Origin of the sequence: Sphingomonas sp. GC_Shp_3, assembly GCF_026540945.1 — a bacterium.
Lineage (GTDB): Bacteria > Pseudomonadota > Alphaproteobacteria > Sphingomonadales > Sphingomonadaceae > Sphingomonas.
The window spans coordinates 16690-37284 of the sequence record NZ_JALNUT010000010.1; the positions used below are offsets into that span (position 1 = coordinate 16690).

The 20595-nt window shown below is 62.7% G+C and carries 14 protein-coding genes and 1 pseudogene; 2 read left to right on the forward strand and 13 right to left on the reverse strand.

Annotation, left to right across the window (positions count from 1 at the left end):
- Positions 1-166: 166 nt before the first annotated feature.
- Positions 167-865: pseudogene (locus OXR00_RS16060) on the reverse strand (Abi family protein); the annotation flags it as partial.
- Here OXR00_RS16060 and OXR00_RS16065 point away from each other — a divergent pair.
- Entirely contained in the window at positions 800-1144 is a 345-nt protein-coding gene (locus OXR00_RS16065) for a hypothetical protein (protein ID WP_267389293.1), read from the forward strand. The pseudogene OXR00_RS16060 and the gene OXR00_RS16065 sit on opposite strands and share 66 nt — an antisense overlap.
- A 1069-nt stretch (positions 1145-2213) precedes the next feature.
- On the opposite strand, the gene OXR00_RS16070 is transcribed toward OXR00_RS16065, so the two are convergent.
- Complete coding sequence (locus OXR00_RS16070) at positions 2214-2405, reverse strand: hypothetical protein (RefSeq protein ID WP_346732008.1); 192 nt, start codon at positions 2403-2405, stop codon at positions 2214-2216.
- Between the two features lie 328 nt (positions 2406-2733).
- Here OXR00_RS16070 and OXR00_RS16075 point away from each other — a divergent pair, with 328 nt between their 5' ends.
- Positions 2734-3855 carry a tyrosine-type recombinase/integrase gene (locus tag OXR00_RS16075; RefSeq protein ID WP_183937187.1) on the forward strand — a complete coding sequence of 374 codons (1122 nt, stop codon included), beginning with the start codon at positions 2734-2736 and terminating at the stop codon, positions 3853-3855.
- Between the two features lie 148 nt (positions 3856-4003).
- On the opposite strand, the gene OXR00_RS16080 is transcribed toward OXR00_RS16075, so the two are convergent.
- The 11 genes from OXR00_RS16080 to OXR00_RS16130 all read right to left on the reverse strand — a co-directional run bounded on the left by OXR00_RS16080 (position 4004) and on the right by OXR00_RS16130 (position 20540).
- Positions 4004-4210, reverse strand: a complete 207-nt coding sequence (locus OXR00_RS16080; protein ID WP_260171591.1) for a KTSC domain-containing protein — start codon at positions 4208-4210, stop codon at positions 4004-4006.
- 12 nt (positions 4211-4222) lie between these two features.
- The gene (locus OXR00_RS16085) at positions 4223-5791 is read right to left on the reverse strand and encodes an ATP-binding protein (protein WP_221211828.1); all 1569 of its coding nucleotides are present in this window, start codon (positions 5789-5791) and stop codon (positions 4223-4225) included.
- Between the two features lie 235 nt (positions 5792-6026).
- The gene (locus OXR00_RS16090; RefSeq protein WP_267389295.1) at positions 6027-7271 is read right to left on the reverse strand and encodes an SIR2 family protein; all 1245 of its coding nucleotides are present in this window, start codon (positions 7269-7271) and stop codon (positions 6027-6029) included.
- On the reverse strand, positions 7268-9943 hold the full coding sequence (locus OXR00_RS16095; protein ID WP_267389296.1) for an AAA family ATPase: 2676 nt from the start codon (positions 9941-9943) through the stop codon (positions 7268-7270). The genes OXR00_RS16090 and OXR00_RS16095 overlap by 4 nt, the downstream gene beginning before the upstream one ends.
- A complete protein-coding gene (locus OXR00_RS16100) occupies positions 9940-11049 on the reverse strand; it encodes a DNA repair exonuclease (RefSeq protein ID WP_267389297.1) in 1110 nt (369 codons plus the stop codon). The genes OXR00_RS16095 and OXR00_RS16100 overlap by 4 nt, the downstream gene beginning before the upstream one ends.
- Positions 11049-13946: a class I SAM-dependent DNA methyltransferase gene (locus tag OXR00_RS16105; RefSeq protein WP_267389298.1), complete on the reverse strand. Its 2898-nt coding sequence runs from the start codon at positions 13944-13946 to the stop codon at positions 11049-11051. The genes OXR00_RS16100 and OXR00_RS16105 overlap by 1 nt, the downstream gene beginning before the upstream one ends.
- A gap of 109 nt (positions 13947-14055) precedes the next feature.
- Positions 14056-14388 (reverse strand): helix-turn-helix transcriptional regulator, encoded by a 333-nt coding sequence (locus OXR00_RS16110; protein ID WP_267389299.1) that lies wholly within the window; start codon positions 14386-14388, stop codon positions 14056-14058.
- A 134-nt stretch (positions 14389-14522) separates the two neighbouring features.
- Positions 14523-14810, reverse strand: a complete 288-nt coding sequence (locus OXR00_RS16115; RefSeq protein WP_183937179.1) for a hypothetical protein — start codon at positions 14808-14810, stop codon at positions 14523-14525.
- A gap of 3 nt (positions 14811-14813) precedes the next feature.
- Positions 14814-18077 carry an error-prone DNA polymerase gene (locus OXR00_RS16120; protein ID WP_267389300.1) on the reverse strand — a complete coding sequence of 1088 codons (3264 nt, stop codon included), beginning with the start codon at positions 18075-18077 and terminating at the stop codon, positions 14814-14816.
- Entirely contained in the window at positions 18074-19792 is a 1719-nt protein-coding gene (locus tag OXR00_RS16125) for a DNA polymerase Y family protein (RefSeq protein ID WP_267389301.1), read from the reverse strand. Before OXR00_RS16125 ends, OXR00_RS16120 begins: the two co-directional genes overlap by 4 nt.
- On the reverse strand, positions 19779-20540 hold the full coding sequence (locus OXR00_RS16130) for a protein ImuA (protein WP_267389302.1): 762 nt from the start codon (positions 20538-20540) through the stop codon (positions 19779-19781). Before OXR00_RS16130 ends, OXR00_RS16125 begins: the two co-directional genes overlap by 14 nt.
- Positions 20541-20595: the final 55 nt, after the last annotated feature.

A 20595-nucleotide genomic window follows, 5' to 3' on the forward strand; every position in this document is an offset into this window, starting at 1 on the left:
TCGGCTAAGTGCCGCGCATAGGCGCGGGGCCATAGGTGTGCCACGTGGCACACCTCACGCGAGGATCGTCACCCGGACGGGCCGAGATGCCGGCACGGTGGCTCGGCCGGTGCCCAGCACCGATGGAGCCGTGGCCCGGCAGGGCCGCGCCCGCGGGGCCCTTAGATCAGGCCCAGATCGCTTCTGCGTCACAGCCGGCCAAGAACCCGCCTTGGATGGAACTTGCGAACGGCATTGCTGGGAACGCTTGCCAGTGCGCCTTCATGCGAGACGGCCAGGATGTCCCAGGATTGATCCGCCTGACGAAGTAGCTGGCCACGGCCGCGGCACCATAGACACGCGTGCGCCGCTCAAAGTCGCTACCAATATGCACGAGCTGCGGTGCCTCGAACGGCTTGGGCACCAACGGCTGATTGATGATGCCTGCGTTCCACAGACGGGCATGATGCGCGCTGATGTTGCGCACGAAGGCGAGCGTCTTGATCCAGCTCACCAGCGTGTTGGGAAGAAGGCCGTAGCGCTTGGCGATGGCAGCACGATCGTTGGGGTGCGCCATCTCAAGCAACCAGGACAAGGTGCCGAAGTCCCATGCCTCGACCGCCATCCAGATCGGCACGGGCGGGCTGTAGGTGGCGTAGAACTCCTCGATCCAGTCGTCCTTCGAGCGGGCGATCGCGCCATCGGCCTTGGCAAGCCAATTCTGGTGCCGTGTGCCCCCTCCAGGCATGCCTTGGTTGGCACGATGGGCGTCGAGAAAGGCCGGTGAACGGTGCGCGCAAGGATCACGCTTGCCCATGGCATGCGCGAGATCCACGCGCAGCGCGACCTCGATCCGTTCGATTGCGTCGAGGAAGAGGAGGCGAAGCTGCTTGTCGAAGAGGTAGAGATCGACAGCGTGGCGGAACTCGGCCCCCGCTTGGAACTGCTAGGTGCGGACGGTCAGCGTCGCATCATTGGGATCGGGAACGAGCTGCTGGAAGGGTTGCCAATAGGGCGTGAGACGTCCGTAGCCGATCCGCTGAAGGTGGAGAACCGCCTTGGCTTGGTCGGTCACAACCAAGCCGCGCTGCATGAGAAGCGCGAGCTGGTCTGCGAAACTGAGATGAGGTTTGGTGTAGGGCGGAAGCATACAGCCCAGATATGAAGAAGGCCGCCCCTTGATGCCAGCGGCAACAGGGGGGACGGCCATGTTGCGTCCGATATATGCGTGGGCGCATGAGGATTCAATTAAAAGTTGAAAGCCGCTCGACCGCTGTGCGCGTCTGGAAGCCTTTGGCACGGCGCGTGCGATCCATGAGCGCTGGTCGATAGGCGGGCCTAGGCTATTACTCGACCGTTCCAACAGCACACCCTTTCGTACTGTCGCCCGCCCGGGAACGTGCGTTATCCTCCTTGCCAGGGCGTCTCAAAAGATTCTGCGTAGCATTCTTTCTGGTTTTGCCGCCCTTCATCACCTGCGACGCGATCGGTTTGGTAAGATCGATACCCTTTTCCAATGTAAGGCGGCCTTTGATCGCACCGACCCCGCGTACAGTCTGAAAATTACCCGTCTTTGGGTCGCGAACTGCGGTGTTCGTCGAGGTAGGCTGTGCCTTTGCCATAGCTCGAATATACTTCGTCGTTTGCGCTGACGAAAGGTGTGTCCCGTAGCACACCTGCTCTATCGAAGCCCGATTTTAAGAGCACCGCGAGAGAGTTGCTCTTTTTCCTACAGCCTCTAGACACGCCATACCCGCGGCCGCTTATCGAGCGTGTCCGTTTCCCGAAAGGGTACTAGCAGACCGGGGCTGTCGTATGGGCGGCCCCGGGTCTCCCCCACGCTCGGTGGGCGACCTCCCAACACCGTGCAGGTCATCGGTCGTCGAAAGCACGAATCGGAATGCCCCGACGCGAGACGCACCTCTGTAGATGTCAGGCAAAACGATGCGAGTTCGTGCTTTCGACGACCGATCGTGATCGACCCGCATTGAGCAAGTGCGCTCCATGGCGGACTTATTTACCGGCGCGATCATTCGGACCTTGGGACGTGTCCGGCAAAACGGTGCCGAATGGCCACTAACCGCAACATCAGCGATCTGCCGACGATCGCAGGCAGGTTGGACGGAGGATGGAGTTGCAAAGCCGAAATTCGGTCGCCGACTGCAGAACCCTTGGGACTTCTGGCTCATGCTGACTACATTCGTGCGGGGTGAAACGAACGAACCCAGCTTCGTCTACTGCTGATAAAGTTGTAATATGAGGGTCGGCATCAAACTCGGTGGAACGCCCTCATCAAGCATCATTGCAAACATTTCATCGTCATCTGCCGTCGGTGCAAGTCCCTCGATCACGAGGTTCGCGCGCGCTTCCGCCAGATCTTCACGCCAAAGTGCGATTTGATCCGGCGTGCCGCGTTCAAACGTCATCGAGCGGAGCTGCCTTCGCATCTCTGTTAGATCGACACTTCCCATCGTGGACTCGCCTACGTACGTTTGAGGGTGTCCTTGAACCTATCCGACCGATGCAGATCGAAAAAGGAACGCGTGGGCGTTTGCAGCGCTTCGTGTCGCAAAACTCATTCTCCGGGTTACCCTCCGAACGTTACATGCCACGCTTCATAATTAGCGATAACGCTGATTCCCGCTAATTACATGCTGGCTTCAATCTGGGCGGTCGCGTATCATTTCCGAGGGTTCCGGAACGGCCGCGCACGCGCCTGTTGCGGTTTGGACGAACGTAACGCGGGAGGTCGGCATGGCCGACGATGGTGGCATCGATAACGCGGCGCACGTCGATCCTTCGGATCTGGCTGGTATCGTGGCTGACGCGCTGGTCGTGGTCGACCAGGTTCAGTCGCTCGAGCCCTATCTCCCGCAGCTCGCGCCCGACGATCGCGAACGGGTTGACGACTATGTTCGCCGAGCCTCGGCCGACGCGACGTTGCGCGCCTACAAATCGGATTGGCGAATGTTCTGCGCCTGGTGCCAGGAAAGCGGTTATCGGCCGCTCCCAGCGACGCCGGCGACGGTCGCCGCGTTCCTGACGCTGCTCGCCGAGAGCGGGTTCAGTCCGCAAGAGCTCCGCCGCACGAAGCGCGGCAAGGTACTGCCGCGGAAAGCGCCTGTGCCGCTCGGCCGCGCGACGATCGGCCGACGCCTTGCCGCGATCGTCTTCGCGCACCGCGCGGCTGACGTTGAGCCCCCCACCTCTCAACCCGACGCGTCACGCCTCGAACGCGCGATGCGCGGCATCCGCAAGGATAAGCGAGGTGATCTGCCCGGGAAGAAGCGCCCAGCCGATGGCGACGTGCTCCGCGACATGGTGCGCGCGATCGTCGGCGAGGATCTGCGCAGCTTCCGCGACCGCGCGCTGCTCGCTATCGGGATGGCGGGCGCGTTTCGGCGTTCCGAGCTGGTGGCGATTACAGTCGGGCAAGTGAACGAGGACAGCCGCGGGCTGTTGGTTCGGATCGCGGCCTCAAAAACCGATCAGGAGGGCAAGGGCCACACGGTCGCGATCCCCGACGGGCGTCGGCTAGAGCCGGTCCGCCACTACCGGGCTTGGCTGAAGACTGCGGGCATTGCGAGCGGTCCGGTGTTCCGCAAGCTCACGCCGCAAGGCCGGCTCACCGATAAGCCGATGAGCGCCCAAGGCGTGGCGCTGGTGGTGAAAGCTGCTGCTGTCGCGGCGGGCTACCCGGCCGAACTCTTCTCAGGTCACTCTCTCCGCGCTGGCTTCCTTACCGAAGCCGGTCGCCAAAACGCTAATTTGTTCAAGATGAAAGAGCATAGCAGGCATTCATCGCTTGAGATGGTTGCGGAATATGTACGCGACCATGAGCGGTTTCGTGAGCATGCGGGCGAAGGCTTCTTATAAGCCGAACCAAAAGAAGCTATTCGTTCCTCTGCGGCGGCAGGAGATTCTGGCTTGGATCAGGGATATACTCGCTCGTGGCGGTGTGGACGATGACCACCGACCGGCCACTTACCCCCCGTCATGACCCTGCCGATCACTCGGAGGGCATTTAGAGCTTACGACAGGGATAGGCTTTCTTCTTGAATTCCTCATTGACGAAAATGCCCTTGGAATCTGCGTTCTGGAACTGCTCCCAGACATCCGGAATAACCTCGGAATAAACGTAGTGACCGCTTTTCTTAAAGATCACATGGCATTCCGAAGTCTCTTCGTCATAGCCGATCTGATCGACGCTTTTCGAGTCAACATAGTTCATTTCCACCACGACTTATCCTCTCACCTGCCGGCGCCAACAACTCAGCGCATCGGCATATAGGTCTACATCCGGGCGCGGTTCAACACTCCAGCGGCCGCTGACCTTTGGGTCTGCCCCGCCATTGGGCGTTCGCGTTATCCGCACTCGAACCCGTGACGGGACGAACATGGCCTCCCCGACGAACAGGCCTTCGCCGGTTCGCAAAGACGGTAGGAGATCGACGAGACCGCCGAGATCATCCGGGAACGCTGCTGCCACCCGGCCCCGGTCGCCTGGATTCGTCGTTCGAAGGGCAATCATCGTTCCACATTGGCTGAGTACAGTTGCGTCGATCTCGCTCGGCCGCTGGGTGATCACCATCAGGCCGACGCCATACTTCCGACCTTCCTTGGCGATCCGTTTCAGAATGCGATGGCAACTGGAATCCTCGCCCTCCGGAAGAAAACGATGGGCCTCATCGACCACGATCAAAAGCGGCTGCGCCTTACCCGAGACCGCAAGTGATCCGGCCCACAACAACGTGTCATAGACGATACGGACAAGTAATCCGATAACATCGCCTGCGATTTCCGACGGCAGCTCGGACACGTCAACGATGGTAAGCGGCTTCGGATGGCCGACCCAGGAGGCGACCAGGGTATCGATGTCAGTCGTAACCCTGCCCTCGAGATCCGGGGCGTATCCACCTGCCGGGTGGAATAAGAACGCATAACGCGCGTCTGTGATACGGCTCCGCGCAAATTCCAATTGCTTGCCAATGCCGCGAGGCGAGGGGTTTTTCATCGGCTCCTTGCCGCCCGGCCCATGGATTGGGTAGATGTTTGAGATTAGTTGGGTCGGATCACCGGCCGTCTCGACCTGCGTCTTAACGCGCTGGCCAGCCTCAGTCCGAAAAGTCGACCTCTCGAAGTCATCGAGTTCAAACCACAATTGATGGACGCTGAAGGGAACGGGACTGTCCGCGGTAATTGAGTTCGGCGGCGGTGGGCTTTCGAGAAACGCCGCGGCGGCGCGCTTGAGTTCTTGGACGCGATCCCGGACGATCGCTTCGTTGCCAGACGACATTCCGCCAAAAGTGATTGAGAGCAGCTCGTTAAAAGGAAGGGCCCAATAGGGAACGACGAGCGCTTGCTCTCCTTGCCCAGGCGAAATGCGAAAGATGGTACGGTCCGTGGCATCCCCTCCATATTCGCCGTGAGGATCGATAACTAAGGTACGAGCGGACGGATAGCCTGGGGACGCGAGCACCTCCAGCATCACGGACACCAGATTAGACTTCCCGGCTCCCGTCGAGCCGACCACTGCACAATGGCGGCTTACCAATCGGTCAAGATCGAGGGTTGCAGGGATCCCACTGGCCGCCGCGATGTTCCCCACTACAAGTCCACCGCTATTTGGCGAGCGACTATAGATAATTCCGAGATCGACGTTAGTGACGAAATGCACTTCGTCCCCGACAGTGGGATACTGGCCAACGCCACGCTCGAAAACTCCGCCAGTCGATTCACCGAAAAGCACGACGGTCATCCACCGATAGCCCGCCAGGCCTTCGTCTTTTGCGTCATCTCGCTCGAGCTGCATTGCGTCTCCGCCGATACCCGGGGGGACTGCGTCAGCGCCGACTTGGGAGCAGACTGAGTATAGCTGAGTGTAGCCAACAGGAATTCGGAAAAAGCCCCCGATTTGGCCGACGCGGTAGGACTCACCCTCGACCAAGACGAGTGTGGTAGGCAAATCGCGCCTCAGCCTCACCCGGACGATACCGCCGGCAACCGACGCGACTTGCCCGATGTAGGTCGGATCCGAACTTGCCATTTCAAGCCGGTCCCGTGAGCTTGCCGAGAAACTCGGCGAAACATGCGAAATCTCCGAGTTTCAGAGTTCCGGCGCCGCTCAGTTCTTTCTCGGGCTCAGGCGGATCGAGGGCAAACGCCTGTGCTAGGTGGTTGGCGCTATGTACTTCCTCAAGCTTCCATTCACCGTGCCGCCCGCCAATGAAGCCGGCGCGCGGACCGAGCACCATCAGGTTCAGATATCGTTGCGCGCGTTCCGCCAAGACCGAAGACGAATCCGGATCGGCAAATTGAAGCGCCACAACATGAGGTCGCCGCTTCGCTTCCAACGCATCAAAGATGATCGCATTGATATGGTCGTCCGAAAAGCTATACCCGCAGACGAAAAGAATTGCATCGTCTCGGTCAAGCACACGGGTGAGACGATCGAGCAGGGCTGAATAAGGCTGCTTCCGCGATTCATCATATTTATGATGCGAGGGAAGGATCATTTCACCTTCATTGTGCGGCTCCGTGCGGATAACCCGCGACCTCCCGCCCACTGTATCCAACCGCCAATTGATAGAACCATGAATTTTCCAGAGCCGGGTCCATGCTGTGCCGGGTGCATTTTCAGGTCTGGTCAAACTGTCGTGGGAGAAAAATGGCCGATTGCATCCCACGAATCCATCAAACGCCGGGACGCGTTCGGCTTCGAGAGCCGTCTCGACGAGGACGTCATAGTTCGTCGTGAAGATCTCGACCGGATGGACTCTCGGCATACGCGCGATCCATCGCACAAATTGTTCATGCGGAAGCTGTTCTGGAAAACTCGACCGGTCGGGGTTCACCTGCGCGGCGATCGTTGCCTGAATAGTCTTTTCTACCACAAGAAGATCGGCAGAGACCAAGCCAGAGAGCGTATCTCCGACTCCGATCGCATGGACCTTGCGACGGACGCACGACAAGATGTCCTCAATATTGACAGGCCGCTTTCCGGTACCGAGCTCCTTCTCAATCGCATCATAAGCAGCGGCGAACCGGGTGCCCTCGTTCACTGGATCAAGTTTCTTGATTTCTCTCGCGCAAATCGCTGTGAGCTCTGCCACGTTCGGGATCAGTGATCGGGTTTTGGGAGGCTCGTCGTCGGCGGCGGCAGGATCGGGCGGAACCGCAACCCGAACAGCGCAGGACGTCCCCGCGCCCAACAGAAAGGAGACATTAGCCTCTGGCTGAGTGAGATGGTTGCGGAGCGATTCCAGGAGTTTGCGAGGATCGTGCGTTGTCATTTCACTGCTCCAAAAGCCGCAACTTCGTGCTCGACCGCCGGCCCGGGGGGGGTTAACGTCAAGCGATTGGCGTTCACATGTCGGAATGCGCGTTCACGGCAGGTCAGCAAGATCACCTGCATCCGTTCGGCCGCCTCGCTTAAAATTTCGACCATCAAATCGAGCCGAGCATCGTCAGCATATACCAGCGGATCATCGAGGATGAGCGACACCGGCCGTCCCTGCTCCAGGAGCATGTCGGCAAACGCAATCCGGGTCAGTACCGCCAGCTGCTCTTGGGTACCGCGCGACAGATCCCCGCACCCTTCGCTGATCCCGCCCCGCACCACCGCATCGAGCATCAGATCCTCAGAAAAGGATAGATCACAGCCAGGGAGCAGGCGCTCAATGTGCCGCTTTGCCCGCTTGGCAACGGGGCCGACGAACTTGGCCGACGTCTCGTCACGTGCCTCGTCTAGCGTTTCGCGCAGAAGCTTCAGGGTTTCGGCCTCTTCGGTGACGCGTTGCACGGCCGCGCGCGCAGCTTCAGCTTCCTCTCGGGCGCTTGCCTCGCGGTCGGCTAGACCCTTCCCGCCTTCGCTCTCGATCGTCCCTTCCAACCGAGCAATTTCCATCTCAAGCTTTGTCCGCGCTTCCCCCGCCGCCCTGCTCCGCGCATCGACCGTCTCGATCTTCCGCGCAATCGTCGCGGCGTCGTGCGCTGTTGCGTCGCGGATCGCATCTTCCAGCTTCACTGCCGCTTCGGCGGTTTGCTCGCGAGCACGAGCGAGATCCTCTGGCAGGCTCAGGAATTCCGGTCGGCTCTCGATCGCAGCGATCTGACCCGTAGCGTTTACGAGATCGCTCGCGGCACCCGCCTCAGCGGCGGCAAGCGGTGCATCCTCCTCCTCGGCACGCCGGAGAGCGGCGAGCGCGCTATCCTGCGCGCCTTCGGCCCGTGCAAGCACGGTGTCGGCCGCCTCCAGAGCATTCGTGAGGGCTGCGATATCGGGAAGTTCGCCTTCACCCGCCGCGGCTTCATCCGCGAGCTCGACGATGAAGAGCTTGAGCGCACTGGCGCCAGCAGCGAGCCCGATATTTTCATCGGCTGGCGTCGTCGCTTCGATCCGCGCCGCTATGGTGCGCAGTTCGCTCGCAGCATCCCGCGCAGCGTCGTTGCGTGCGCGCGCAGCCGCGAGGTCAGCAACATCGAGATCCGCCAGCGCAGACTGCTGCTTCTTCAAAGCCGACGACAAAGCCTCATCAGTGCTCGTCGCGCCAGCGGGCGGTGTGATGATCAGCTCAGCGCCACCAAGCCGAATTTGGGCCCTGCTGGTCAGAGTCCGCTCACCGGGACCCGCGGGTTCGCCGTCAATCAGAATGCCAGCAGTGTCGCCGGTCAGCGCGATGCGCGTCGCGCCCGCGCTCTGCGATGCACGAGACTCGGCAATCGCTCGCTCATTCGTCTCGAGCAGTTCGATCGTCTTTGCCGGGATCAATGTCGCCGCGAGGGTCTTGGCCTCGCCCTGAAGCCGTTCAAGCTCGACCAGCTCAGCATGGCGTTTGCGCGCTGCCGTAACCCCGGTCTTACGACGTGCCGCGCGCACGCGATCCTCGCCCGCGCCGAGAGCGGCGCGCGCATCCTGACGCGCCGTCCGGGCATTTTCGAGGGCCGCACGCGCATCAACGAGGCGCTGCTTGGCTGTAGCCAGACCCTCGCCGAGGTCCGTTCGACTGGCACGCGCCTTCTCCAGCGCGAGTCTCGCTTTGTCACAAGCTTCCGTCGCCGCGCGATGGCGCTCCGAAAGGTCTTCGAGCCCCTTCCCCTTCGCGCTGACAGCTTCATGCTCCGCACGACGGGTCGCCAGGATCTGCGCGGCGGCGCGCGCAACCTCCAACGACGCAACCAGATCCTTCCGCGTCTGGACATCGGTGTCGTCGGCGATCTCGCGCTGAACGACCTTCAGCCTGGCACGCGCGGCTTCGAGTTCAGCGAACGTCTTCTCCAACCCCGCGAGCCTGTCAGCGGCATCTCGCGCGGCGGTCTCGGCGCTTTCGACCCGCTCCCGCACCTCATTTTGACGCTCGCGCTTCTGACCCGTCGGCGACCAGTATCGGGCAAACTGCTCGTCGACCCGGGTGCGGACTCGCTTGTACGCGGGGCCGCCCATGATCGAGCCAACTTCGGCTTCCAAGGTGGACCTGACCGTATCGCGCACGATTTGCCCGGGTGCGGTGACCGCAAGAGCGTCCGTTTGCGCCACCCAGAGCAGACCCAAGGCGCCATAGGTCTCGGCATCGCCTTTTTGACTGGTATCTCGGACGGACCCGAAAAGCGCATGGAGCCGGGCTTCGGCTTCTTCGCCTTGGGCCTTTCCCTGTGGTCCCGTGACCTCGATCGTGGCGCCGCGCAGGAACCGCTTGGTGACAGTCCACGGCGCACCATCGGCCTCGAACGACACCTGAATCTCCGGCCCGACTGCCTCGCCATAGGGCGCGAAGGATTGGGCGAGCTGGTTCTTTGTCCCATGGCGCACGAAAAAGGCCGCCCGAAGCGCCTCGAGCAATGTCGACTTGCCGGTTTCGTTGGGTTCGATGATGATGTTGAGACCGTCGGTGAGCCCCTCGATCGCCATCGGCTCGCGAAACTTGCGGAAGCCGTCGACGGCAATCCGGCGAAGCCGCAGGCTCATGCCTTCTCCTCCCGGCTATACTCGACGAACAGGCGCTCGAGCGCGCGTTTGGCGATCGATGCCTCTAGTCCACCGGCTTCGATCCGGGCGGAGAGTTTTGCGGCCGCTACGCCGAGCATGCCTTCGCCCACAAGTTGCGCGAGATCATCTTCGCTAGGGCGACCGACAAGGTCGCTGGCGCGAACATCGAGATAGCGGACGCGGTGGCCGACATCATTTTCAAGCCTTCCGAGCATCGCCACGCGATCTGTGAGAGTGGTGATTCCGGCGAGCGATAGTTCGAGCAGCGTCGCCGGCGGGTCGATTGACCCCAACAGCTGGTCACATTCGGCGTCGAACGCAGCCTGATCGTTCACGGCCCAGCTGCGCCTGATCCACTGAAAACGGCCGGTGCGGATCGGCGTGACGGTCGGCTCACGGCCCTCGTCGATATCCACCAGCAGGATTTGACCCGGCTCGTCGCGCTGGAAGCGATCGGTCTCAGGCGTGCCGGAATACCAGGTGCGCGCATCGACCTTCAGCATGCCATGCCAGTCGCCGAGCGCGAGATAATCGAGGTTGGATCGATGAGCACGGTCGGGAGCGATCTGATTCTTGGTCTCGCCCTGCGTCCCAAAATCACGGACTGAGCCGTGAGCCACGCCGAGCCGCAGCCGTGCCCCGGGCGTCGCCATGCCGTCGAACAGGTCAGTTGGATCATCGAGATTGTGCCGATGCGCGAGCGGCGCGGGCAATAGCCAGACGCCTGGCTCGATCTCCCGGGGCTGCGGTCCGGAGAGGACGGTGATGGTGGCGCCCACGCGCTGGCGCACACGATCCCATAGCCCGCCATTTCGAGCGAAGTCATGGTTTCCGGGAAGCAGCCACCATCGGCATGGATGGCGCTCCATCCTCGATATCGCCTGCACGATCGTGCGATCCTCGGGGCCTTCGGTGTCGAAGACGTCGCCTGCGACAAGGACATGGTCAACACCATGGGAGGTCGCTGCGCTACCGATCGCGTCGATCGCATCGAAGCGCGCTTCGGTGAGGGCTGCGCGCACCTCCGGCTCGAAGCGCCCATATGGCTTGCCGAGTTGCCAGTCCGCGGTGTGAATAAATTTCATTATGCTTTTGTAGCTTCGAATGCGCGCGCGCGATTGAGAGCAAACAAGCGCGCAAGTATCTCGTCATCGCTTAGAGCGCCCTCGCGCCACGCGTCCCCCCACCCGTAGGCATCGGCCACAGCCGCGTCCAGCGCAGCGTGGGCGTTCACCAGCCACTGCGGGCGTATGTTGTACAGGTTGGTCAGCGTGCGTTTTTTTAGTTCCTTTACGGCAACCTCATCCCTGAGAAGGATCCGATCGGGGAACCCGCTTACCACCTCGGCCACGCGCTCGATCAGGTCAGCGGGGTTCAGCCAGTTTGCGCGCAGCTCGTTCAGCCGCGCGGCAGCCGCGCCGATCGCCTGCGCGTGAGGATCGTCGGCATAGGCCGCTGCCGGGATGTTCGGGGTTAGGCCTTCTGGGAATGGGAAGGTCTCAAATCCAAGTGATGGCGTGTATTGCGGATCATTTCCCACACCATGCCACCCCCCCAGGGCGAGCGACCAAAGCTCATGGAATTTCGAGTGGAGCACGCCGAACGCAGTGTCGTCGTCGCGGCATACAATGACGACACGACTGTCGGGGACGACGCTCGGAGGCGCCCACACAAATAGCCGATGTTTGGCAACACGCGGTGTAAAGATCGCGCGGCTCAGCCCCGCCACTGCTTTCTTGATCCCCGGCACGGTCTCGCCGTGCTGCCACCAGAACAGACGTCGCCGGTCTCTGCGATTGGTCTCCCGAAAGGGCTTCACTACCTCATGGACATGCTCAAACGGCATTTCGTACATCGCCGAGTCGGCTTCGGATGTGGTGCCAAAGTCGATGATCCAGCGATCAGATGGCCTCTGCGTAATGTCCTGTCCGTTGAGAAGCGGACGTACGACGTCACGATTGTGCCGGCCATTGGGATTCATTGGTAATAGGAGCCATCGGCGGGCAAGATCGCCTTCGACGTCGAATGCACCCACCTTGACCGGGCCCTGGAAGGCAACGCTGCGATTTTCTTGCAGCCTGCTGGCAGATGTGAGGTCGACGCCGCCCCGTTCGGCGGACAGGTCGGCGAAGATGCTTTCGACGGAGGAGCCATCGAGTAACGATGGGCCGTCAGATTTGTGACCGAAGCTCACTAGCGACACCCGAACGGCGGCACCGTCGACCGTCCATTGCTCGTCGCTCCAAGCCTCAAAGATTCGGCCGTGCACAACGATAGGAATGAGTACCTCGCGGTTTTTGCCGCTGCGAATGCTGTTTGTCGATACCAGCCCGACACGCGAAACCTGTCCGCCCTCTATCATCGCCCAGGCCTTGGCGAACCAGTAGCAGACTAGATCGACGCCACCCGGCACATTAGGCCAAGCCTTGCGTAGCGCTCGCGTATACTCCTCGCCCAGCTCGCCGATCATCTTCTTGTTTCCAAGGAATGGCGGGTTTCCAACCACTGCATCTGCCGCCGGCCATTCGGCTGGCAAACCCTCGGCGTTCAGAACTGCATCCCGGCACTCGATCGTGTCCAGCGGCCGTAGAATCGGGCTTCTAGCCGCGTCGAACCCGTTGCGGCGCATCCACTGAATTTCGCCGATCCAAACCGAAACTCGGGCCAGTTCGGCTGCGTAGGGGTTCAGCTCGATTCCCAGCACGCATTCCGGACCGACGCGTGGGAAGCCACGCGGCAGACCTAGTGCCTCGGCGTCGAGATTGGCGCGATGTTCGATGTCTTTGAGCGACCTGAGCGCGACGTACAAAAAGTTGCCCGATCCGCAGGCCGGATCCAGTACGCGAAAGCCTGCAAGGCGCTCGATGAAATCGTTGTGGATCGCCGCGGCATCGGTCAGCGCGCGCGTACGCTTTCCCAAATCGGCGCCTCGAAGCAGCTTCTCCTTCGTCTGCCGCGGGGCGCTTTCTACAAGAGCCGTTAAGCGGGCCAGCGTGCGGGCCCATTCCGCTTCAAGTGGTTGGATGATCACGGGGCCGACGATCATCATGATCTTGTCGCGGTCTGTATAGTGCGCGCCGAGCTGACTGCGCTTCGCAGGGTCGAGTCCGCGCTCGAAAAGCGTACCCAGAATTGAAGGATCGATTTGGGACCAGTCGCGGCGCGCAGCGCTCAACAACTGCTCGATGTCGTCGCTGTCCACCGGCAATGCGCTATCGTCGACAAATAGTCCGCCATTGAACCATTCGATCGCGGTGAAGCCCACGGTGCCGCCGCGTTGCGCCATGGCTCCGAACAGCATCGATGCGTTGGCAGTGAACTTGGTCGGATCGCCGCGGCTCACCTCGAGCATCTTCGTGAATAAATGGTCGGGCAAGAGCCCCACATCCTCAGCGAACATGCAGAACACGAGCTGGTTGACGAAATGCGCAACCTTCTGCGCATCATGCCCCCGGTCGCGAAGGCGCTGCGCGATCCTAGCAAAATCGCGAGCCGTCTCCTCGGTGAGCTCCTGGCGAGACTTTTGCGGCTTGAATTGCTCGGGGTCGACGAACGCCGCTTTCAACCGATCGCGGACGGCACCATCGGTCAGATCCTCTAGTGCGAACTCGTGGGTCTCCTGGACGCTGTTGGTCCAGTTGGTCCGGATAACTATCCGACTCATGTCAGAAACGATTAGCAGCGGCGGATTTTCAAGTGCGACTGAATATTGCAGCAGCTGAGCGTTGGCCTTGTCGAGATTGGCGTGTCTGCCCTTATACTCCCATCCGAAACACTCGCGCCGCCACACGTCTGCCCAGCCATTGCCGCCACTCGTCTTGTTCGCCCCCTTCTCGAACGTGAACCAAGTCCCGGCGGGATCCGCAGACACTGGATCGAGCACGCCGAGAAGCGCACAAAGATCGTTGAAATGGCTTTGCGATGCCGAGCGCTCCTTCAGCTCGACGTTTCGCCACTTTTTGAGAAATTCGTAGGGTGTCATGCGGCCCTTAAAATTGATGTGAAGGGCTGCAACCTGCTACCCCTTCCTCTTCTGTAACCCATCGGTTCAGCTGGACAATGATTAGGCCTGCCGATGCCGATCGTTCGGATCACAGCGAAACAGGCGGCTTGGGTCGGCGGACCCGTTGGGGCATCCGTTCCACGTCGAGCAACAGACCCTGCTCGTCCTTCTTCGCATCGAGGAACTCCCCGAGGCTTTCGCCTAATCCGAGAACGAAGAAGGTCATAGCGTACGTGCCCAGCGCGACGGTCGGATCACCTTTCTCTAATTTGAGATACGTACTCTTAGCGACCCCGATCCGTTCGGCCATCATGACCACAGTGAGTGTGCGCTTCTTTCGCGCCAGTGCGATATCGGCGCCGAGCTTCGCCAGGCTGCGCCTCACGCGCGGCGGAAGGGTATCAGGGACGGTCGATCGCATTTAAGGTCTCATATACGCGCCCATGTCGGCGATAGGGTGCGTTATATACGTCTTTATTCGAATAGCCGATGCTATGGTTTTTTTAAACACGACACCAAGAGTTCCACAGCTCAAGTCGCAACACCCTCCCGCTGTTACTGATCCAATGTTTCCTCATACCGACCTGCGCGGCGTAGCTGCCGAACGATGCCATTGAAGGCGGCTGTCACGCCCTGCGCCCGCCCAATCTCGTTTTCCTGGCGCGCAGCATCCCAATAAAGCTCGAGCGGCCAACGCTCTGGGCAGTGCGGGAGAAGGCAGCGAAGCGCCAAACGAACCTCCACGCCGTCCACGCGCGCGTCCGAGCAGCGGGTGACGCCACTCCGTAGGATATGGACCGAAAGCGCGATCACGACGCGCTGGTGGCGACCGATCTTTGCCATCGCTCAATGAAAATCGTGTGATTTGAAACGTATCGCGTCTTCGGGATCCATGCCCTCGGCATGAGGCGGCCAATAGGAGTTACGCGGTTCGGGCTTCCATCCCGCGTCACCTCGGTCGGGTGAACCAGGATGTTTGGCGCCGTCGCCGCGGCCGGTGCGATGCGGGAACGACAGCTCGCCGACACGGTGCAGCAGGTCGCCATGGTCGATGATCCGGTCGCAAATGACATGTATCACCTCGCCTTCCTTCTGCACCCTGCCCTTCATGCCGATCATCGACGCCGACATGACGGTGCGCCTCTGGCGCTCGAACCGGTCAGGCCAGAGGATGCCGTTGGCAATGCCTGTCTCGTCTTCGATCGTGATGAAAAGGACGCCCTTGGCCGAACCGGGCTTCTGACGAACCAGGATGATGCCAGCGACCTCGACATGCCGACCATCGCGTATGGTGGCGAGATCCGCGCACCTGGTTACGCCACGCCGTGTCAGATCATCGCGAACAAAGGTTAGCGGATGCGCGCGCAGCGACAGCTGCAGCGCCCGGTAATCCTCGATCACCTTACGGCCATCGGTCAGCGGGCGCAGCGCAACGACAGGCTCGATCCCTTCGGCGCTGATCGTCTCGGCCGCGCGGTCCGCGGCCGCAAACAGCGGCAGCGGCGCCTCGCCGAGGCCCCTCACCTTCCACAGGCCCTGCCGCCGGTCGGCGCCGAAGGCGTGAAACGCATCGGCATCCGCCAGCTTCTCGATCGCCGCGCATTGGACGCCCGATCGACGCCACACGTCCTCGACGGAATCGAACAATGTCGTGCTGCGCGCTCCTACGATCGCAGCCCCATCGGCGTTCGAAAGCCCGCGCACTTGGCGCAGGCCGAGCCGCACCGCAAGGTAGCGGCCGCCTGTCGGCTCCAACGTGCAGTCCCAGCGGCTCGCGTTGATGCACGGGGGCCGGACCTGGACATCGTGCGCCTGAGCGTCGCGTACGATCTGTGCGGGGGCGTAGAACCCCATCGGCTGCGCGTTCATGAGCGAAGCACAGAAAACGTCGGGATGGTGATGCTTCATCCAGCTCGATGCGTAGGAGATCTTGGCGAAGCTGGCGGCGTGGCTCTCGGGGAAGCCGTAGGAGCCGAAACCTTCGAGCTGGCGGAAGGTGCGCTCGGCAAAGTCGCGCGGGTAGCCTCGGGCGACCATGCCTTCGACGAGCTTTTCCGAGAAATGCGAGACGCCGCCCGTTACCTTGAACGTAGCCATGGCGCGGCGCAGCTGGTCCGCTTCGGCCGGCGTGAAGCCGGCGCCGACGATCGCGACCTTCATCGCCTGCTCCTGGAACAGCGGCACGCCGAGTGTCTTCTCCAGCACCGCGCGCAGCTCCGGCCGGGGGTATTCGGGCCTTTCCAGCCCTTCGCGCCGGCGGAGATAGGGATGGACCATGTCGCCCTGGATCGGGCCCGGCCGCACGATCGCGACCTGAATGACGAGATCGTAGAAGCGTCGAGGCTTCATGCGCGGCAGCATCGACATCTGCGCGCGGCTCTCGATCTGGAAGGTGCCGAGCGTGTCGGCCTTCTGGATCATCGCGTAGACGTCCGGATCGTCGTCCTGCAGATCGGCAAGACCGACCCGAACGCCCTTCGTCTCCTCCAGCATGTTGAAGGCGCGGTTCATGCAGCCAAGCATGCCAAGGCCCAGCACGTCGACCTTCATGAACTTCAGGGAGTCGATATCGTCCTTGTCCCACTCGATGATCTGCCGGTCGACCATTGCGGCTGGCTCGATCGGCACGAGGTCGTCGAGCCGGTCGAGCGTGAGCACGAACCCGCCAGGGTGCTGGCTCATGTGGCGGGGCACGCCGATCAGCTTGCGGGCAAGCTCGAGCGTCAGGCGCAGCCGGCGATCGCCCATGTCGAGATTCAGCTCGTTGACCTGCTTCTCACCGACCCCTTCGGCCGACCAGCCCCAGACGAGCCCCGCGAGCGATGATGTCAGGTCTTCGGGCAGGCCCAGCGCCTTGCCGACGTCGCGGACAGCGCCGCGCGCGCGGTAGCGCTGAACCACGGCGGTCAGCGCGGCGTGGTTGCGGCCGTAGGTCTCGTAGATCCACTGGATGATCTCTTCGCGGCGCTCATGCTCGAAATCGACGTCGATATCGGGCGGCTCACGGCGCTCGCCTGAAACGAACCGCTCGAACAGGAGTTCGTGCTTGATTGGATCGATCGAGGTGATCGCCAGCACGAAACACACGCAGGAGTTGGCGGCTGAGCCGCGCCCCTGGCACAAGATGCCGCGGCGCCTCGCTTCTCGCACGATCGCATAGACCGTCAGGAAATAGGGCGCGTAAGCGAGTTCGGCGATAAGCTTCAGCTCGTGCGTGATCTGATCGGTGTACGCTTGCGGGACGGCGCCATCGAACATCCGGTCGACAGCCTCCAGTGCCAAGCGCTCGAGCGCTTCCTGTGCGCTGAGGCCCTCCAAAAGCCGCTCGTGCGGATACTGATACGCGAGTTCGCCCAGATCGAAGGTGCACGCGCGCGCGATGTCGACGCTGGCACGCAGCGCGTCCGGATACGCCTTGAACCGCCGGACCATCTCGGCGGGAGACTTGAGCGCGCGGTCAGCGTTCACCTCACGGCGGTAGCCGAGCTCGTCGACGGTGCATTTCTCTCGGACTGCAGTGACCACGTCCTGCAGCAACCGCGCCTCGGGCGCATGATAGAGGATATCGCCAGTGACCACCGTGCGCACGCCGGCCGCAGCGGCTTGGCGCGCGAGCGCGTCGATGCGGACCGCGTCATTTGGCCGACGGCGCTGGTACAGCGCCATATAGCCGCGTTTGCCATACACGGCCTTCAACCCGGCGAGCGCAACCGCGTTATGGTCGCTCGCTTCCTCGGCGAGCAGGATGGCGACCATCCCTTCGGACCAGGGCTCGAGATCGTGCCAGTGCAGCTCGCACTTCCCCTTCCCCGCTCGCTTCTTGCCGACCGTCAGCAGCCGGGTCAGCCGGGACCAGGCCGGTCGATCGGTCGGGTAGAGCAACAGCCGGCGGCCGCAGGCCAGATCGACGCGGGCACCGGCGATCATCCGCACGCCAGTCGCCTTCTGCGCTTCCCAACCCCGCACCACGCCTGCGACGGAGCCGATGTCCGAAATACCCAAGGCTTCCAGGCCGAGCAGATTTGCAGCGGCGAACAGCTCGTCCGGGCTCGACGCGCCGCGCAGGAGCGAGAAGTGCGTGAGGACCTGCAGCTCGACATAGTCGGTCATGCGAACACGCCGTGCATCCACCAGCTGAGATCGCCGGTTTCGCTCTGAAAGCCGTCGCCACGCCGGAACACCCAGTAGCGTCCGCCCTTCTCATCCTCGACGCGGTAATAGTCGCGCACGGCCCAGGTCTCCGCGTCGCGGCGCCACCACTCGCCGTGAATGCGCTCGGGGCCGTCACCAGCGACGATCATGTAGGTTGTACCCCGCCACTCGAAGCGCCGCGGCGGTTGGTCGGGCATCAGCGCGATCACACGCGACAGCGGTTCGGGGCGCGCAAACAGACGGATCGGCCGGATCCAGGCTGGCCAGCTGCCCGGCGCCTCGACAGGGTCGGAGCGCGTTACCGCGCGCTCGGGCACATGGCTCTCGACCGGTGCCAGACGGAAGACCGCGCGTGGGCCGATCCTGCCGGCAACGACGTCCACCAACCGCGCCGGGTCGCGCACCAGAGTTTCGCCCGCGAGCACCGCGCCGAGATCGACGGCGTCGAGCGGCTCGGTGTGCGGTGCAACCAACGTGAAGTGCTCAAGTCCGAGGCCGGGTTCGATCCGCTCGATGCGAAGCTTCAGCAGCCGATGGAGGTGCGACACCTCACGTGTCGGTCGCGACGTCCCGACCGCCACGACCTGCTCGCCGCCATCGACGCGCAGCCCGGTCAACCGCAACGCGCGCGCGCCAAGCCCGCGCGCCTGCAGCAGCTCGGCGAGATCGCCGAGCAAGTCTCCCATGACGCGCTCGATCGCTTCTGCTGTGCAGATGGGCTCCAGCAGACGCCGTTCGGCGACCGGCGCCTCGGCATCCTCGCGCGGCGTGATCGGCTCTGCGACGCCACCCAGCGCCTGATCGAGCCGTTTGATCGTCGGCAGTCCAAGGCGCCGGGCCAACGGGCCTCGAGCGACGGGCAGGAGGTCGGCAACCGTCTCGAAACCGAATTTCCGTCCGGCGTTCAGCGCCGTGTCGGACAAGCGAAGCGAGGCGATCGGCAGCGGCTCCAACGCTTCGACGATGCGGCCCGGCGGTACGATCGTGACGTCCGCGCGACCGAAACGGGCAAGGGCGTGTGCAGCACCGGGGGTGTCTGCGACGGCGACGCGGGCCGTAAAGCCCGCGCGCGCGCAAAACGCGCGCAGTCGACGGCAGAAACGCTCTTCGCCACCATGCAGGTGGGCACACCCTGTGAGATCGAGCCACAGCCCATCACTTGGCGTGACGGCTGCGATCGGTGTCCAGCGACGCACGGCACGCAGCGCCAGCGTGTCGAGCAGAGCGGCGTCGGCGTCCGGCTCGAAAGGCCGGAAATCAAGATCCGACACCAGCGCGCGCGCGTGTGTTGCGGCCATACCGACGGTGATGCCAAGGCTCGTGGCTGAAGAGCAGGCGGCCACGACTTCCTCGCGGCGACCGACCTTGCCGACCAAGGCAAGCGGCTCCGCGTGAAAGGCAGCAACCGTCGCTTGCACCAACGCGGTGTGCTCCGCTGGTACGGGGCCACGATACGGGTGCGTCGCGGCTTCGGAACGGCGGCCGAGCTCGCGCATCGGCGGACGCGCGTGCGCGGGAAGCGCCGCGATCTGGCTTTCGGCATCCCCGCCTGCCGGCGCCTCGGTCCGCGCCCAGCGCGCGCCCGGACGCCATCCACCTCCGCGCGGAACCGAACAGGCGCCAGGATTGTCGTCGACGGGAAGCTGGAGCGCTGCGGGGCTAGGCCGCGGCATAGCGTACCGGTCCAACCGTCTCAGCCGCTCGATGGCCAAGTGCGGCAGGAACAGCGAGACGACCCGTCTCATCGCATCCCTCCACGATCATAGAAAATGAAGCGCCACTGCGCTGTCGGGCAAGCTCGACCAACCAGCGCGGCCGCCCGACACCCGCGACTGCGAGCCGGGCCGACGGAGCACTGCCAATCCTCCAGCGGGTCCAGGCAGCCGATGGTTCGGCAAGCGGATCCTGCTCGCGACCCCGCCTCCGCCGCAGAACCAGGACCGGGATATCCGCATCGGCCGCCACGAGTTGAAGTCGCCGGCTCGCCACCATCGACATCCTGCCGACTTCGGCGACCACTGCGGAGGGCGTACCATCGCGCACCGCGTCCTCGACCACGGCCAGCAGCGCGTCATCGTCCCGTGGCTGCGCGTGGATCACGTTGGCGGAGGCAAGACCTGCCTGCGCCAGCCCCGGCGCATACAGATCGTTGCGGCAACTCGCCCACAGCACTGGTCCGCCGACGCGAAGTGCCTCGCGTCCTGCCATCCCAGCGAGGAACAGCGTAGTGGCAGCATCATCGGCGAGCGAGCAGGTCTGCGCAGTAGCTTCATGCAACGCCCCGCCTCGCAGCCCTCCCCCGCCTAGCCGTGCGTCTAGCTCCGAAAGGCCGAACGGCATGACTCGGTACTCGCTGACAGGCGATGCAATTGCCTTGAGTTGGGCGAGTGTGGACGGCAACGAAGAATGGACGGCGGACATAACGCATAGACTCGGTGTGTTCCTCTTATGTTCCTAGCTCATTCCCAACAATGCA